Here is a 15553-nt window from a genome sequence, read left to right as displayed (position 1 = left end):
GAGTGCAGGGGCAGGTCGACCAGAAGGTTCGCGAGGCATGACCCGGAGCGAGCGTGCGAGTGCAGGGGCAGGTCGACCAGAAGGTTCGCGAGGCATGACCCGGAGCGAGCGTGCGAGTGCAGGCGTGCAGACGGTGGGTCGTTTTACGCTACCCTGACGCGACTTGTCCGTCCTGTGGAGGAACGTATGACTCAGCCTGACCCGTTCGCACCGCCGTCCGGTCAACCTGTCCCCCCGGGGCCGTCGGGTGACGCGCGATCCTTCCCGGAGCCGTCCGTGGGGCGGCCCGCGGTGCCGGCCTACGGGGCGTACGCGCCGGAACCTGCGGCGTACCCGGGGCAGACGGCGGGGGAACCGTGGCTCGCGCCGGCACCGGTACCCGCCGCGCCGACCGGGCTGGCGGCATGGACGATCGGGTTGGCGTGCGCGTGGACGGCGCTCCAGGCACTGGTCCTGGTGCTGTCCCCGGCGGCGGCCGAGGAGTATGCCCGGGCGCTCGGCGCGGGCGGCAGCTCCATGGATGTCTTCACGGCGTACGACGAGATTGGCCTCCTGCTGCTACCGGTGCAGGTGGCGGTCTTCGTGGTGGGCTGCCTGTGGCTGCAGCGCAGTCGTGCGATCGCCGTCGCGGGGTCGCCGCACGTGCGGCAGGTCCGGGGCGCCGTGTGGGTGTGGCTGGGCTGGGTCGTGCCGGTGGTGTCCCTCTGGTTCCCCTTCCAGGTGGTGCGCGACGTGCGTGCGGGGACGGTCGGGACGCGGCGTGCGGGGGGTCTCGGGCTCTGGTGGGCGTGCTGGCTGGTGTCGTTGTGGGCGGCGAACCAGTCGGGCCTCGTGGCGATGGGCATGGGGTCGTGGGACCCGGCGTCGCTGCCCTTCCTCGAGGGTGTCGGCACGTTGGCGTGTGCGGTGGGCCTGGTGCTGTGGATCGGTGTCGTGCGGGAGATCTCGGCCGCGCAGGTGTCGGCGGCGACGGGCGGCTGAGAGCTCCGTGACGGTGCTCACGCCAGCCCGGCGTGACACGCGTCCGCGACCTGCGGCGTCGTGCCGGTGGGCGCGGGTACCGTGAGAGCATCATGGCCACCCGGACGACGCCCCGGAACTACCGCGGGAATCCTCGAGGTGCGGCACGCACGGGGCGGACCCCGGCGGTGTCCGCCTCGGGACGTCGTGCATCGTCGACGCGCGCCACCGGACGCGGTACGGGCCGGTCGGCGTCGTCGAAGGGCTCGGGGAGACGTCCGGCGCCGAAGCGCCGTCCGGCCGGGCCGCCGTGGCCGGTCCGGATGGTGCGCGGTGCCTACCTGGGCGTCGCGCACGGCCTGGGCACCGTGACCCGCGCGATCACCAAGGGAGCGAGAGACCTGGAACCGGAGCACCGTCGAGACGGCGTCGCCTTCTTCCTCATCGCGCTCGCGCTCGTCGTGGCGGCGCGCGAGTGGTGGGGCATACCGGGGACGTTCGGCGACGTCGTCCATGCCGTCGTGGCGGGGACGGTCGGGCTGGCCGGCGTGGCGGTACCGGTGCTGCTGCTGTGGCTCGGGGTGCGCATCATGCGTCACCCGGAGCGTGGCCGGGCGAACTCCCGTGTCGCGATCGGCCTGAGCCTCATCGTCGTCTCGGTCTGCTCCCTGGTGGCGGTCGCGGAGGGGACACCCTCCCCGCGGGACGGGTTCGCGGACGTCCAGGACGCCGGGGGCATCATCGGCTATCTGGCCGGGACCCCGGTCGTCATCGGTGTGACCGAGTGGGTCGCGGTGCCGCTGTTCCTCCTGCTCGGCTTCTTCGGGCTCCTCGTGGTGACGGCGACACCGGTGCACCGCATCCCGGAGCGCGTGCAGGGCCTCTACGACCGTCTGACGGGCAACCACAACGAGGCGGACGGGGAGTCGGACGAGGGTCTGCGCCTCGCGGACGGCGTCTCGGCGCACGACGGCTCGGAGGAGCGGGCCACGCCGCGCAAGCGTCGCAAGCGCCGCACGAAGGCCGAGCGCGCGGCGGACGCGGCGGCCGCGGAGCTCGACCGGTACGCCGGTGACGAGGCGTTCGAGAAGGCGGCGACGCTCGACCCGGCCGCCGAGGGTGGGACCGGGCCGGTCGACCGGGCGGCGGCCACGCAGCGGGTCCCCGCGGGCACGAAGGCCGCGCCGGCCGCCGCGGCCGCGCCGGTCGCGCGCACGGCACCGGAGCCGACGCCCGCGCCGGCCGGACGGGCGGAGCAACCGATGCTCTCGGGCGACACGGTCTACCTCCTGCCGAGCGAGGAGGCGCTGGTCGAGGGGGCGCCGCACAAGACGCGGTCGGCCGTGAACGACCGCGTGGTCGAGTCGCTGACGAAGGTGTTCGTCGACTTCGGCGTCGACGCTGAGGTCACGAACTTCACGCGCGGGCCGACGGTCACGCGGTACGAGGTCGAGGTGGGAGCCAAGACCAAGGTCGAACGCATCACGTCGCTGTCGAACAACATCGCGTACGCCGTGGCGAGCGCCGACGTGCGGATCCTCTCGCCGATCCCCGGCAAGTCCGCGATCGGCATCGAGATCCCGAACTCCGACCGCGAGACGGTCGTCCTGGGAGACGTGCTGCGCTCGTCGGCGGCCCGGCGCACCGAGCACCCGATGGTCATGGGTGTCGGCAAGGACGTCGAGGGCGGTTTCGTCGTCGCGAACCTGGCGAAGATGCCGCACATCCTCGTCGCCGGTGCGACCGGCGCCGGCAAGTCGAGCTTCATCAACTCGATGATCACCTCCATCCTCATGCGGGCGACGCCGGAGCAGGTGCGGCTGGTCCTGGTGGACCCCAAGCGGGTCGAGCTGACGATCTACGAGGGCATCCCGCACCTGATCACGCCCATCATCACGAACCCGAAGAAGGCGGCCGAGGCCCTGGAGTGGGTCGTGCGGGAGATGGACGCCCGCTACGACGACCTCGCGACGTTCGGCTTCAAGCACATCGACGACTTCAACGCCGGGGTGCGGTCCGGCAAGGTCAAGCCGCTGCCCGGTTCGGAGCGCAAGATCGCCCCGTACCCCTACCTGCTCGTCGTCGTCGACGAGCTGGCCGACCTGATGATGGTCGCCCCGCGCGACGTCGAGGCGTCGATCCAGCGCATCACGCAGCTGGCGCGCGCAGCGGGCATCCACCTGGTGCTGGCGACGCAGCGCCCCTCGGTCGACGTCGTCACCGGCCTGATCAAGGCGAACGTGCCCTCGCGGCTCGCGTTCGCCACGTCGTCGCTGGCCGACTCCCGCGTGGTCCTCGACCAGCCGGGTGCCGAGAAGCTCATCGGCCAGGGCGACGCCCTGTTCCTGCCGATGGGGGCGGCCAAGCCCATGCGTGTGCAGGGCGCCTGGGTGACCGAGTCCGAGGTGCACGCCGTCGTCGAGCACGTGAAGTCGCAGCTCAAGCCCGTCTACCGTCCGGACGTCACGGCACCCGCCGCGGCGAAGAAGCAGATCGACGAGGACATCGGCGACGACCTCGACCTGCTGCTGCAGGCCGCCGAGCTGGTGGTTTCCACCCAGTTCGGCTCCACCTCGATGCTGCAGCGCAAGCTGCGCGTCGGGTTCGCGAAGGCCGGCCGGCTCATGGACCTGCTCGAGTCCCGCGAGATCGTCGGACCGTCGGAGGGCTCGAAGGCGCGTGACGTGCTGGTGCAGCCCGACGACCTGCCGGCGGCGCTCGCGTTGATCCGTGGCGAGACCGCTCCAGCGGCCGCCTACGACCAGGAGTCCGACGGGGCGGCGGCGTCCGCGGACGGCACCGACACGCACCGGCCTCCCGTCGCCACGGAGTACCACGACGGCGCCGACACCGACGCCGAGAACCCGGTGCGCTGAGCAGGTCGGTGAGAGCGGGTCGGGACCGAGCAGGTCAGCCGTCCGCCGGGTCGCTCGCGCGGGGTAGCACCGTGGGTTCCGGTCCGGTCGATGCGGCCGGTTCGAGACGTTCGCTCGCGGCGTCCCGCACGGCGTCCGCGACGCGCTGCTGACGGGTCGCCAGCTCGGCGGCCGTCATCGTCGTCGTGCCGGGGTCGTCGAGCACGTCGGGCAGGGCGTGCACCCGGTGCCCGGCGGCGATGTCGACAGTCGTCGCCGTCCATCCGACGTCGGACAGCAGGGTGGGACCGGAGGGGCGTTCCTGGGTGAAGGTGGCCGACAGCAGCACACCGTTGCTGGTCCGGGCGTCGCAGCAGGCCGCGCTCTGGTTCGACAGCAGGTTGCCCAGGCCGTAGGCGGCCCACATGCCCTCGTCGGCCCGACCGCCGTCGACCCGTTCGATGCGCTGGGGGACGTGGGCGTGGTGGCCGATCACCAGGTCGACCGCACCGGACTCGCCGAGGGCCCGGACGACGTCGACCTGCTGGTCGGTGATGTCCTCCGTGTACTCGACGCCGGCGTGCAGGCTCACCAGCACCACGTCGGCGCCGTCCTTGCGGGCCTGCCGGGCGTCGTCGACGAGGCGTCCGGCGTCGATCATGTCTGCCGCCCACGGGGCGTCCGCCGGCATCGGCAGCCCGTTGAGCCCGTAGGTCGCCGAGAGGTGCGCCACGGTGAGCGTGCGCCCGGACCGTTCGACGCCGTAGCGCTGCGGTGCGGCCTGCTCCGCCTCCGAGCGGGCGGTGCCCACGTGGCCGAGACCGGCCTCGTCGAACGCGTCCAGGGTCGCGACGACGCCGTCGTACCCGCGGTCCACCGAGTGGTTGGACGCCGTCGAGCAGCCGTCCCAGCCCTGCTCCGCGACGGCGTCCACGAGTCCTGCCGGCGCGGCGAACATCGGGTACCCGCTCGGTGCGGTCCCTTCGGGCGCCACCGGCACCTCCATGTGGCACAGCGCCAGGTCGGCTCCCGCGACCCACGCGTCGAGGCCGGAGAGCAGCGTCCCGAAGTCGTCGCCGCCGTCGGCGGAGCGGACGACGGGGCCGTGAGGCAGCAGGTCGCCGGCCGCCAGGACGGTGAACCGCGCGGGCGGGACCGGTGCCGGCGGGGTGGACTTCGCGACGTCGACGTCGGGCGGGGCCGTGACGGTGCGGCCGGGAGGGGGTGGGCCGTCGGCCAGCACCTGCCAGGCGGCGAACGCGACCACCACGGCCGCGAGGAGCACGAGCAGGATCCCTCGGCGACGGGTGGCGCCGGGCAGCCGGCGCGCGTGCGCCGGACCGGAGGAGTCCGTGGAGTGCTGCACCCGCGTGAGACTACCGGTGGCCGAGGTACTGGTGCGGGCGGGACCGCGGAGCGGCCGCGGCCGGCGAGGTCGGGCCGCTCCGGGCCAGTAGGCTGGACGGATGACCGACCCCGCTCCTTCACCGTGGAACATCGCGAACCTCGTGACCATGGTGCGCATCGCCCTCGTCCCGGTCTTCGCGTGGGCGTTGCTCGTGGACGACGGGACGTCGGTGACCTGGCGGCTCGTGGCCACGGGCATCTTCGCCGCCGCCGCGCTGAGCGACAAGATCGACGGCTACCTGGCCCGCTCCCGGGGCCTGGTCACGGACCTGGGCAAGATCCTCGACCCCATCGCGGACAAGGCGCTGGTCGGGTCCGCGCTCGTCCTGCTGTGGTGGCCGTTGGGCGAGCTGCCGTGGTGGGTCCCCGTCGTCATCCTCGCCCGCGAGCTCGGCATCACGGTGATGCGCATGGCGATGCTGCGGTACGCCGTGATGCCGGCCTCCCGCGGCGGGAAGATCAAGACCGTCCTGCAGATCGTGGCGATCCTGCTGTTCCTGCTGCCGCTGGCCCACCTGCCCCAGGCCGTGCTGGTCGTGGCATGGATCGCCATGGGCGCCGCCGTGGTGGTCACCGTGGTGACGGGCGTCGACTACGTGGTCCAGGGCTGGCGCATCCGGCGCGACGCGCGCCGCACGGGGACGGGCCGGTGAGCGCTCGCGGCTTGCTGGAGCACGCGGCGCGGCGTGGCTGGACCGTCGGGGTCGCCGAGTCCCTCACCGGTGGGCTCGTCACCGCCACCCTCGTCGAGGTGCCCGGCGCGTCGGGCGTCGTGCGTGGCGGCGTCGTCGCCTATGCGACCGACCTGAAGGCGACGCTGCTGGGCGTCGACGTCGGTCTGCTCGCGGAGCGCGGTGCCGTCGACCCGGACGTGGCGACGGCGATGGCGCAGGGCGCCCGGCGGGTGACCGGGGCCGACGTCGGGCTCGCGACCACCGGGGTGGCCGGCCCCGCGCCCCAGGACGGGCGCCCGCCGGGGCTCGTCTACGTGGCCGTGGTGACGCCCGGTGCGAGCGTGGTCCGCCGGCTGGAGGTCGACGAGGACCGCGCCGGGGTCCGGGCGACCGCGGTCGACGCGGTGCTGGGGCTGGCGGTCGAGCTGGTGGCCGGGTGAAGGTCCTGTGCGCCGACGGCGAGGATCTCGCCCGGGGGCGGGGTGCGGGAACACGGCGGGCCGGCGGGGCGTTGGGCAGGTGTGATCGCAGACAGGCCACGAACCCGTATCGATGCGCGTCCCGGTCGGCGTGCGCTCCCCGGCTCGGGGTACGGTAGTGCCACTCCTCGACACGGGGTGGCGGACAAGGAGAGGGGGCGCGACATGATCGTCCTACGACGAGAGATCGGTGACGTGCTGCGCGACGCGCGGCAGCGTCAGGGGCGCACCCTGCGAGAGGTGTCCTCGGCCGCACGGGTCTCGCTGGGTTACCTCAGCGAGGTCGAGCGCGGGCAGAAGGAAGCCTCCTCGGAGCTGCTCGCCTCGATCTGCGAGGCCCTGGACGTGCCGCTTTCACTGGTGCTGCGCGAGGTGAGCGACAAGATCGCGGTGGCCGAGGGACTGCACGTCCCGGACACGATCCCTGCCGACGTCCTCGCGGGGATGTACGCGCGCGGCGGCGCGGCGCGCGAGGACCTCACGCCGGTCGGCTGACCCGCCGCCGTACGGTGCGACCTCACCCGGCTCGGCCCTGGGTCCCGCTCGCCTGACAGGTCGGGCACCAGAACACGGGTCGCACGTACGGAGGTTCGTTGGCCTGGCCGACGGCGATCGGCGTGCGGCAGCGTCGGCACGGCTCACCCAGTCGGCCGTGCACGGCCCGCTCCACGTGCTGCAACCCGTGGGAGCGGCCCACGTCGACGCTGCGCCCCATGAGCCGCCGGGCCGTCGTCAGGAGCCCTCGTCGGGCCTCGGCGCCGAGCGCGCTCACCGGGGTCCACGGGTGCCGACGCACGGCGAACAACGTCTCCGCCATCCAGATCGTGCCGAGACCTGCGAGGACCCGCTGGTCGAGCAGGACGTCGCAGAGGGGCCGGCTGCCCTGGTCCCCGAGCCGGTCGAGGCCGACGGCGAGGCCCGTGGCGGCGAAGTCGTCACCGAGCACGTCGGGACCGAGGTGCGCCAGCAACGTGTGCTCGTCGCGCGTGCGCACCAGGTCCAGCATGCCGAGCCGCCAGCCCACGCAGGTCCACCGGTCGGTGGCGAGCACCGCCCGCACCTCGGGGTGCCGGGCCGCCGCGGCCCGGCTTCCGGTGCGCTCCACCCGCCAGGCGCCCTCCATCCGCAGGTGCGTGTGCAGCGTGCGGCCGTCGTCGAACCGGGTGATCAGGTGCTTGCCGTACGCGACGCACGCCGTGACGGCCCGGCCGGTGAGGTCGGCACCGGCCGCGGTGGGCCACCGCAGGTCCGCACGCACCAGCGGACGGCCGCGCAGCGCCTCGTCGAGGCGTTCCGCCGTCAGTCGCAGCACGTCACCCTCGGGCACGGGGCCTCCCCTCCGCCGGTCCGGCGACGACCAGGGTCGCACACACGACGATCAGGGACCGACCAGGGAGGTACCTGATGGTTTGTGCTGGACTTTTCGGACATGATGGTGCGCCATGCGCCCCGACGTCGATGCCCACCGTCCCGACCAGACCGCGCACCGCAGCGTCCGCGGCGTCGGATGGTCGAGCCTCGCCGCGCTCACGGCGATGGCTGCCGCCCACACGCTCGGGGCGGAGGTCGTGGACCCGCTGATCGATCCGGTGAGCTTCTACGCGTTCGTGCCCGGGGGCGGGGAGGCGATCCTGGTCGGCGGGACGATCCTCGCGGCGGTCGGCGTGGCGCTGGTGGTCCGGGCCTACCGGGCCGGGCTGGCGACGGGGCGGGTGCCGGCGCTCGCCATGGCGACGTTCGCCGTCGCGATGGTGCTCGTCGGGGTCTTCCCGACCGACCCGCCCGGCGTGGCCACCACGTTCTCGGCGGCGGTGCACCGCACGAGCGCCGCCGCGGCCTTCGTCGTGCTCCCGGTCGTCGGGCACTGCGTGGCGCGGGCGGTGCCCTCGCCACGGTCCCTGGCCCCTCGGCGGCTGCGACGGGCGACCGTCGGCCTGGCGGTCCTGGTGGTGGCGTTCCTCGCGGTCCACCTGCCGCTGGCCGCCGTCGGCTCGGGCATCGTCGCCTTCGGCCTGCTGGAGAGGGTGGGCTTCGTGCTGATGATCGGCTACCTGTTCCTGCTGGCCGACACCCTGGACCGTGAGGAGATCCACTCCGTGCCGACGCCGACGCCGACGGCGGGGCCCGCGGCCGGCGTCAGCGGGCCACGACCCGTAGACCTTGCGGTGTGACACCGAACCCGTGGCGCAGCAGCGCCGCGGCGACGGGCTGGCGGTCGCGGGCCGCGGTCAGCGCGGGGACCCCGTCGACGCGCTGGACCAGCACCTTGCCCAGGCGGCCGGCGAGGGCCGCCTCGGCGAGCCCGGCGGCCGCGGCGTCGAAGTCGGCGGGGTCGTCGGTGAAGGACAGCAGCGTGCGGCCACCGCGTTCCACGTAGAGGGTCAGCGCGCCGGCGGTCAGGAGCACCACGGCACCGGCTTTGCGTCCGGGCCGGTGGCCCGGACCGTCGGCCGTCCCGTCGGGCCGGCGCGGCCAGCCCAGCGCGGCGCCGTACGGGTTCGCGGGATCGGTCGCGGCGAGCAGCACGGCCCGGCGGGGCGCGTCGGGGTCCGCGCGGAGGCGCTCGCGGTCGGCGGCATCGAGCCGGAGCTGGTCGACGGCGCCGGGCAGGGCGAACTGGGAGCCGCCCAGGCGCTCCACGAAGTACCCACGGCGCACGGCGCCGCGCTCCTCCAGCCCGGACAGCACGCGGTAGACGTCCCGGAACCGGCCGGCAGCACCCTCGGACGGTGCCACGGCGCGGGTGAGCACGCCGTGCCGGTCGAGGAGCACCTGGGTGAGCGCGTGGGTGCGCAGCGTGGTGTCGGTCTCACGGGCCGGTAGGGCCGACCACCGTCCGCCGCCGCCCCGCGGCGTCGTCGGCCGGGTCACGGCGAACCGGGACCTGCGGACGGGACGGGCACGTGCGGTCGTGCGTGGCGCGCGGTGCGTGCCCCCACCGGCACCGACCCGTTCGCGGAGCACGGACAGCCCGTCGTTCGTGACGTGGCCCGCCCACACCAGGTCCCACAGGACCTCGAGCGTGTCCGCCACGGTGGCGTCGGCGAGCTCGGCCAGGCGCGGCAGGAAGTGCCCGCCCGAGCCGGTGAGGAGGTCGAGCACCACGCGGTGCCGGTCGGAGTCGAGCGGCCCGTCCGGCTCGAGGTCCGACGGCGTGGCCAGGGTGAGCGGTGCGTCCTCGCTCAGGTGCAGGCTCACGAGCCCGTCGCCCCCGCCACCGCCGGTCAGCGCGGTGTGCCCCGCCCAGAGCACCTCGCCCGTGGTCGTCAGCTCGTCGAGGAGCGCGGGGGAGTAGTCCGCCACCCGGGCGGGGAGGACCAGCGTCTCCAGGGCCGAGGCGGGGACCGCGGAGCCGGCGAGCTGTTCGACCACCCGCAGCACGCCGTCCGTCCCGCGCAGGGGCGTCGAGGTGACGCCCTGCCAGCGGGGCAGGAACACTCCCAGCGCCTCGGGCTCGACCGGTTCCACCTCGGCCCGCAGCGCGGCGAGCGAGCGCCGGCGCAGGGTGCGCAGCACCCGGGGGTCGCAGAGGTCGTCGGCCGTGCCGCCGAGCACCTCGGGCCGCAGGGCACCGCGCACGAGCAGCCCTTCGGTCTCGAGCCGCGATGCGACGGCGGCCACGACGGCGATGCCGAGGCCGAGGCGGCGGGCGACGTCCGCCGTCGTGAACGGTCCGTGGGTGCGCGCGTGGCGCCGCACGAGGTCCCCGAGCGGGTCGGCGACCGGGGCGGTGTGCGCCTCGGCGACCCCCACGGGGAGCGCCACCCCGAGGGCGTCCCGCAGTCGCGCCGCGTCCTCCACGACGGCCCACTGCTCGGTGCCCGCCACCCGGACCTCGATCGCTCGCCGCGCCCGCTCCAGGTCGGCGAGCCAGCCGACGACGGCGCCGCGCGCCTCGTCGCGGGTGCGTGCGCGCAGCGCCTCGACGGGGTGCGGACCGGTGCGGCGCAGCACGTCCCACAGCGCCTCGGCGTCCTTGGCCTGCCGTTCCGGTGCCAGGCACTGCAGCTCCGCCTCGGTGCGTTCGACGGCCTCCGGGTCCAGGAGGTCGGCCAGGTCGGTGGCGCCCTGCTCCCCGAGCAGCTCTGCCAGGAGCGCGGGGTCGAGCGACAGCGCCGCGGCCCGGCGCTCGGCGAGCGGTGCGTCGCCGTCGTAGAGGAACTGGGCGGTGTAGCCGAACAGCAGCGAGCGGGCGAAGGGCGACGGTTCGGTGGTGGTCACCTCCACCATCCGCACCCTCCGCGCGGCCAGGTCGGCCATGAGGGTGCGCAGGGCGGCGACGTCGAAGTCGTCCTGGAGGCACTCGCGGGCCGCCTCCAGCATGATCGGGAACTCGGGGTGGGCCGAGGCCACATGCAGCAGCTGGGCCGCGCGCTGGCGTTGCTGCCACAGCGGTGACCTGCGGTCGGGGCGACGGCGCGGCAGGAGCAGCGCACGGGCGGCCGCCTCACGGAACCTCGCCGCGAAGAGCACCGACGAGCCGAGCTCGGCGCGCACGGCGTCGGCCACGTCGTCCGGGTCGATCAGCAGGTCCTCGGCGGTGACGGACGGCACCGGAGCGCTCGAGGCGTCGACGTCCCACGGCGAGTCGCCGGGCAGCCGGAGCACGATGCCGTCGTCGCCCGGCATGACCGCGACGTCGGCTCCGAGCCGGTCCCGGAGCCGTGCCGCCACGACGAGCGCCCAGGGCGTGTGCACCCGCGCGCCGAGCGGCGAGTGCACCACGACCCGCCGGTCGCCGAGCTCGTCGCGGAACGTCTCGACGACCACCGTGCGGTCGTCCGGCAGCCGACCCGTGGCGGTGCGCTGCTCGGTGAGGTAGCCCGCGAGGTTCTCGGCGGCCCAGTCGTCGAGGCCCGCCTCGCGCAGGTGAGCACGCCCGGCCTCCGGGTCGTCGGCGAGCACCCGGTCCGCCTCGCGGACGAACGCCCCGACCGCTCGCCCGAGGGACGCCGGCCGACCGGGTGAGTCGCCCTTCCAGAACGGCAGCCGCCCGGGCAGGCCGGGAGCGGGCGTGACCACGACGCGGTCCGGGGTGATGTCCTCGATGCGCCAGGTGGACGACCCCAGGGTGAAGGTGTCCCCGGCCCGGGACTCGTAGACCATCTCCTCGTCGAGCTCGCCCACGCGCTTGCCCCCACGGCCGCCGTCGTCCCCGGCCAGGAAGACCCCGTAGAGGCCGCGGTCGGGGATGGTCCCGCCGCTGGTGACCGCGAGGCGCTGGGCTCCCGGGCGGGCGGAGAGCCGTCCGGTGGCGCGGTCCCACACGATCCGGGCACGCAGCTCGCCGAACTCCTCGCTGGGGTACCGCCCGGCGAGCATGTCGAGCACGGCGTGCCAGGTGGCGTCGCCGAGCCCGGCGAAGGGCGTCGAGCGGCGCACGAGCGCGAGCAGGTCGTCCCCGTGCCAGTCGTCCATCGCGAGGGCGGCGACCACCTGCTGGGCGAGCACGTCGAGCGGGTTGGACACGACGTGCAGCGGCTCGATGTCGCCACCGCGCATGCGCTGCGTGACGACGGTGGCCGGGAGCAGCTCGCCCCGGAACGTCGGCAGCACGACGCCGCGGGACACGGCTCCGACCTGGTGGCCCGCGCGCCCGATGCGCTGCAGCCCGCTCGCCACCGACGGGGGCGAACCCACCTGGACCACGAGGTCGACCGCCCCCATGTCGATGCCGAGCTCCAGGGACGACGTCGCGACGACCGCGGGCAGCCGGCCGTCCTTGAGCTCGGACTCGGTGCGGGTGCGCTCGGCCCGGCTCATGGACCCGTGGTGGGCGCGGGCCAGCACGGGGGCGTCCTCGGGCGTGGCGACGGCCGTGCCGGACTGACCCGGGATCACCGCGGCCTGGGCGGCGCCCGGCGCCGGGAGAGCGATCCCCTGGCGCTCGGACCAGGTCTCGTTGACCCGCGCCGTCAGCCGCTCCGCGCCGCGCCGGGAGTTGGTGAACACGAGCGTCGAGCGGTGCGCGGCCACCAGGTCGACGACCCGGTCGGTGACGTGCGGCCACACCGAGGCCTGCCGCTGGGGCGTCCGGGGCGCCGTCGCCGGCCCGGACAGGTCCGGTTCCTCGCTCCCGCCCAGGTCGGTGAGGTCGGGCACGGGGACGGCCACCTGCAGGTCCCAGCGCTTGTCGGCCGGGGGCTGCACCACCGCCACCTCGCGGCCCCCGTCGTCCGGGGCGCGGTCGCCCCCCAGGAACCGTGCGACGTCGTCGACGGGCCGGACGGTCGCGGAGAGACCGATGCGCTGCGCGGGACGCTCGAGGAGCTCGTCGAGGCGCTCCAGCGTGACGGCGAGGTGGGCGCCGCGCTTCGTGCCGGCCACGGCGTGGATCTCGTCGACGATCACGGTCTCGACGCCGGCGAGCCCGGACCGGGCCGCCGAGGTCAGGACGAGGAACAGGGACTCGGGCGTCGTGATCAGGACGTCCGGTGGTCGGGTCGCGAACGCTCGTCGCTCGGCGGCCGGGGTGTCGCCCGTGCGCATGCCGACGTCCACGTCGTGCACCGGGGTGCCCGCCCGGGCCGCGGTCTGCCGGATGCCCGCCAGCGGGGCGCGGAGGTTGCGCTGCACGTCCGCGGCGAGCGCCTTGAGGGGGGAGACGTACAGCACGCGGCACCGGCGCACCGGGTCCGGTGGGGGCGGGACGGAGGTCAGCCGGTCGATCGCCCAGAGGAACGCCGCCAGGGTCTTGCCGGAGCCGGTGGGGGCCACCACGAGGGCGTGCCGGTCGGCCGCGACCACCTCCCACGCGCCCGACTGCGCCGCCGTCGGTCCGGCGAACGCGCCGGTGAACCACGCCCGGGTGGCGGGACTGAACCGGGCGAACGGGTCGGGGAGGGGGGACACCGACCCATCGTGCACCGGGACACCGACAGGCGCGCGCCGCGCCCGTGCGGACCCGTGGCACCCTGGGAGCGTGCGCTACTCCGACTTCTCCCAGCTCGTCGACGAGGTCTTCGGGCGCGCCCTCGGGCGCACGCTCGTGCGCGAGCAGGTGCTGCCGCGGCTCGGCGACCGCACGCCGGCGGAGGCGTTGTCCGCGGGCACGGAGCCGCGGGACGTCTGGCACGCGTTGTGCGACGCGCTCGACGTGCCGGAGGAGCGGCGCTGGGGGACCGACCGGAACCGGCAGGCACCACCGCCGCGCTGAGCCGCTGCGCGGAGCACTGCCGGGTGCCACGAGCCGAGCGCCGACACGCCGGCGAACCTCCCGCGTCGAACAGATGTTCGGGTAGAGTCTGACCACAGCAGAAGATCTCCGGCCGTCGTCCACACCGGGACGTCGGGACGCCGGTCGTTGTCGGTGGCGCCGAGTACGGTCGTCGACGACATGAGCAGCAAGCCGAAGGCGCGCGGGCGCGCCCAGAACACGAAGGTGACGAACATGCCAGCACCGGAAGACCGTGACAAGGCCCTCGAAGCCGCGCTCGCCCAGATCGACCGCAACTTCGGCAAGGGATCCGTCATGCGCCTCGGCCAGGAGGGGCGCGCCCCGGTCGAGGTCATCCCGACCGGGTCGATCGCGCTCGACGTCGCGCTGGGCATCGGCGGTCTGCCGCGCGGGCGTGTCATCGAGGTGTACGGCCCCGAGTCCTCCGGCAAGACCACCATCGCGCTGCACGCGGTGGCCAACGCTCAGCGGAACGGCGGCATCGCGGCCTTCATCGACGCCGAGCACGCCCTGGACCCGGACTACGCGAAGAAGCTCGGCGTCGACACCGACGCGCTGCTCGTCTCGCAGCCGGACACCGGCGAGCAGGCCCTGGAGATCACGGACATGCTGATCCGGTCGGGCGCGATCGACATCATCGTCATCGACTCCGTCGCGGCCCTGGTTCCGAAGGCCGAGATCGAGGGCGAGATGGGTGACAGCCACGTGGGTCTGCAGGCACGGCTCATGTCGCAGGCGCTGCGCAAGATCTCCGGTGCCCTGAGCTCCTCGGGCACCACGGCGATCTTCATCAACCAGCTCCGCGAGAAGATCGGAGTGTTCTTCGGCTCTCCGGAGACCACGACCGGCGGCAAGGCGCTGAAGTTCTACGCGTCGGTGCGTATGGACATCCGCCGGATCGAGACCCTCAAGGAGGGGACCGACGCGGTCGGCAACCGCACCCGGGTCAAGGTCGTCAAGAACAAGATGGCTCCGCCGTTCAAGCAGGCGGAGTTCGACATCCTCTACGGCGTCGGGATCTCCCGTGAGGGCGGACTGATCGACATGGGCGTGGAGCACGGGTTCGTGCGCAAGTCCGGTTCGTGGTTCACCTACGACGGCGACCAGCTCGGTCAGGGCAAGGAGAACGCCCGGTCGTTCCTGCGGGACAACCCCGACCTGGCCGACGAGCTCGAGAAGAAGATCAAGGAGAAGCTCGGCGTCGGGGCGAAGCTCGACGTGCCGGCCGAGGGCGATGACACCGCACCGGTGGCCGGCGATGTCGCGACGGCGGCGTCGGCCTCTTCGGCGGACGAGGGCAAGGCCCCGGCCAAGGCCCGGTCGACCGCGCGGTCGACGGCGGCCAAGACGAAGAAGGCACCGTTCTGACGGGCGTGCGCTGATGGCAGCCCGAGGACAGGGTGGTCGCGGCGAGGGGAAGCGCCGCGGCCGCCCGAGCGTGGGGGAACGGCTCGAGGCGGGCGAGATCAGCGTCGAGGAGGCGGCCGAGCTCGCTCGCGAGGCGGTGCTGCGTACGCTCACGGCGGCTCCCAAGAGCCGGGCGGAGCTGGCCCGTTCGCTCGCGCGCAAGGGATATCCGGAGCAGGTCGTGGACCCGGTGCTCGACCGGTTCGAGGAGGTCCGCCTCGTCGACGACACCGAGTACGCCGACATGATCGTCCGGACCCGGCACCACGAGAAGGGCCAGGCGCGCCGGGCGATCTCGGCCGAGCTCTACCGTCGAGGTGTCGACCCCGAGACCGCCGCCGCCGCCCTGGAGCAGGTCGACGGCGACGACGAACGGGCTGCGGCGGCCGAGCTCGCGCGCAAGCACGTGGCGCGGACGCGAGGTCTCGACCGCGACAAGAGGGTGCGCCGTGCCGTGGGAGCGCTGAGCCGCAAGGGCCACAGCCCGTCGGTGGCGTTCGCCGCCGTCAAGGACGCACTGGTCGCGGAGGGTGACGAGGCCGGCGACGCCGAGGACGTCTTCCTCGACGACTGAGGCCGGGCCGCTCCGACGAC

12 protein-coding genes are annotated in these 15553 nt (G+C 74.3%); 9 read left to right on the top strand and 3 right to left on the bottom strand.

Translation table 11 applies throughout. The annotated features are described in order from the left end of the window. The first annotated feature begins 276 nt into the window (after positions 1-276). Both UQW22_RS16720 and UQW22_RS16715 read left to right on the top strand, forming a co-directional pair. Entirely contained in the window at positions 277-981 is a 705-nt protein-coding gene (locus tag UQW22_RS16720; protein ID WP_407318266.1) for a DUF4328 domain-containing protein, read from the top strand. 302 nt (positions 982-1283) lie between these two features. Continuing rightward, positions 1284-3836 (top strand): DNA translocase FtsK 4TM domain-containing protein, encoded by a 2553-nt coding sequence (locus UQW22_RS16715; protein ID WP_407318264.1) that lies wholly within the window; start codon positions 1284-1286, stop codon positions 3834-3836. A gap of 34 nt (positions 3837-3870) precedes the next feature. On the opposite strand, the gene UQW22_RS16710 is transcribed toward UQW22_RS16715, so the two are convergent. Next, entirely contained in the window at positions 3871-5181 is a 1311-nt protein-coding gene (locus UQW22_RS16710; RefSeq protein WP_407318262.1) for a CapA family protein, read from the bottom strand. A 100-nt stretch (positions 5182-5281) separates the two neighbouring features. On the opposite strand from UQW22_RS16710, the gene pgsA reads away from it, so the two are divergent. From pgsA to UQW22_RS16695, 3 genes are all read left to right on the top strand, one after another. Further along, positions 5282-5875 (top strand): CDP-diacylglycerol--glycerol-3-phosphate 3-phosphatidyltransferase, encoded by a 594-nt coding sequence (gene pgsA / locus UQW22_RS16705; RefSeq protein WP_407318261.1) that lies wholly within the window; start codon positions 5282-5284, stop codon positions 5873-5875. After that, positions 5872-6336, top strand: a complete 465-nt coding sequence (locus tag UQW22_RS16700; RefSeq protein ID WP_407318260.1) for a CinA family protein — start codon at positions 5872-5874, stop codon at positions 6334-6336. The genes pgsA and UQW22_RS16700 overlap by 4 nt, the downstream gene beginning before the upstream one ends. 204 nt (positions 6337-6540) lie before the next feature. Further along, complete coding sequence (locus UQW22_RS16695; protein ID WP_407318259.1) at positions 6541-6870, top strand: helix-turn-helix domain-containing protein; 330 nt, start codon at positions 6541-6543, stop codon at positions 6868-6870. A 22-nt stretch (positions 6871-6892) separates the two neighbouring features. On the opposite strand, the gene UQW22_RS16690 is transcribed toward UQW22_RS16695, so the two are convergent. Continuing rightward, positions 6893-7702: a DNA-formamidopyrimidine glycosylase family protein gene (locus UQW22_RS16690; protein ID WP_407318258.1), complete on the bottom strand. Its 810-nt coding sequence runs from the start codon at positions 7700-7702 to the stop codon at positions 6893-6895. A 115-nt stretch (positions 7703-7817) separates the two neighbouring features. Between UQW22_RS16690 and UQW22_RS16685 the strand changes: the two genes are divergently transcribed. Continuing rightward, positions 7818-8546, top strand: coding sequence for a DUF998 domain-containing protein (locus UQW22_RS16685; protein ID WP_407318257.1), 729 nt, complete (start codon positions 7818-7820; stop codon positions 8544-8546). Here the strand turns inward: UQW22_RS16685 and UQW22_RS16680 are convergent. Then, positions 8512-13227 carry an ATP-dependent helicase gene (locus UQW22_RS16680; protein ID WP_407318256.1) on the bottom strand — a complete coding sequence of 1572 codons (4716 nt, stop codon included), beginning with the start codon at positions 13225-13227 and terminating at the stop codon, positions 8512-8514. The genes UQW22_RS16685 and UQW22_RS16680 overlap by 35 nt on opposite strands. Before the next feature lie 70 nt (positions 13228-13297). On the opposite strand from UQW22_RS16680, the gene UQW22_RS16675 reads away from it, so the two are divergent. From UQW22_RS16675 to UQW22_RS16665, 3 genes are all read left to right on the top strand, one after another. Next, positions 13298-13531 (top strand): DUF3046 domain-containing protein, encoded by a 234-nt coding sequence (locus UQW22_RS16675; RefSeq protein WP_407318255.1) that lies wholly within the window; start codon positions 13298-13300, stop codon positions 13529-13531. Positions 13532-13765: 234 nt separating this feature from the next. Beyond that, positions 13766-14920, top strand: coding sequence for a recombinase RecA (gene recA / locus UQW22_RS16670; protein ID WP_407320843.1), 1155 nt, complete (start codon positions 13766-13768; stop codon positions 14918-14920). Positions 14921-14933: 13 nt separating this feature from the next. Continuing rightward, complete coding sequence (locus UQW22_RS16665; protein WP_407318254.1) at positions 14934-15533, top strand: regulatory protein RecX; 600 nt, start codon at positions 14934-14936, stop codon at positions 15531-15533. Positions 15534-15553: the final 20 nt, after the last annotated feature.

Source organism: Isoptericola halotolerans, from assembly GCF_045689585.1.
Taxonomy (GTDB): Bacteria; Actinomycetota; Actinomycetes; order Actinomycetales; family Cellulomonadaceae; genus Isoptericola; species Isoptericola halotolerans_B.
Note: the sequence above shows the minus strand (reverse complement) of the source record. Positions and strands in the feature narration are given on the sequence as shown.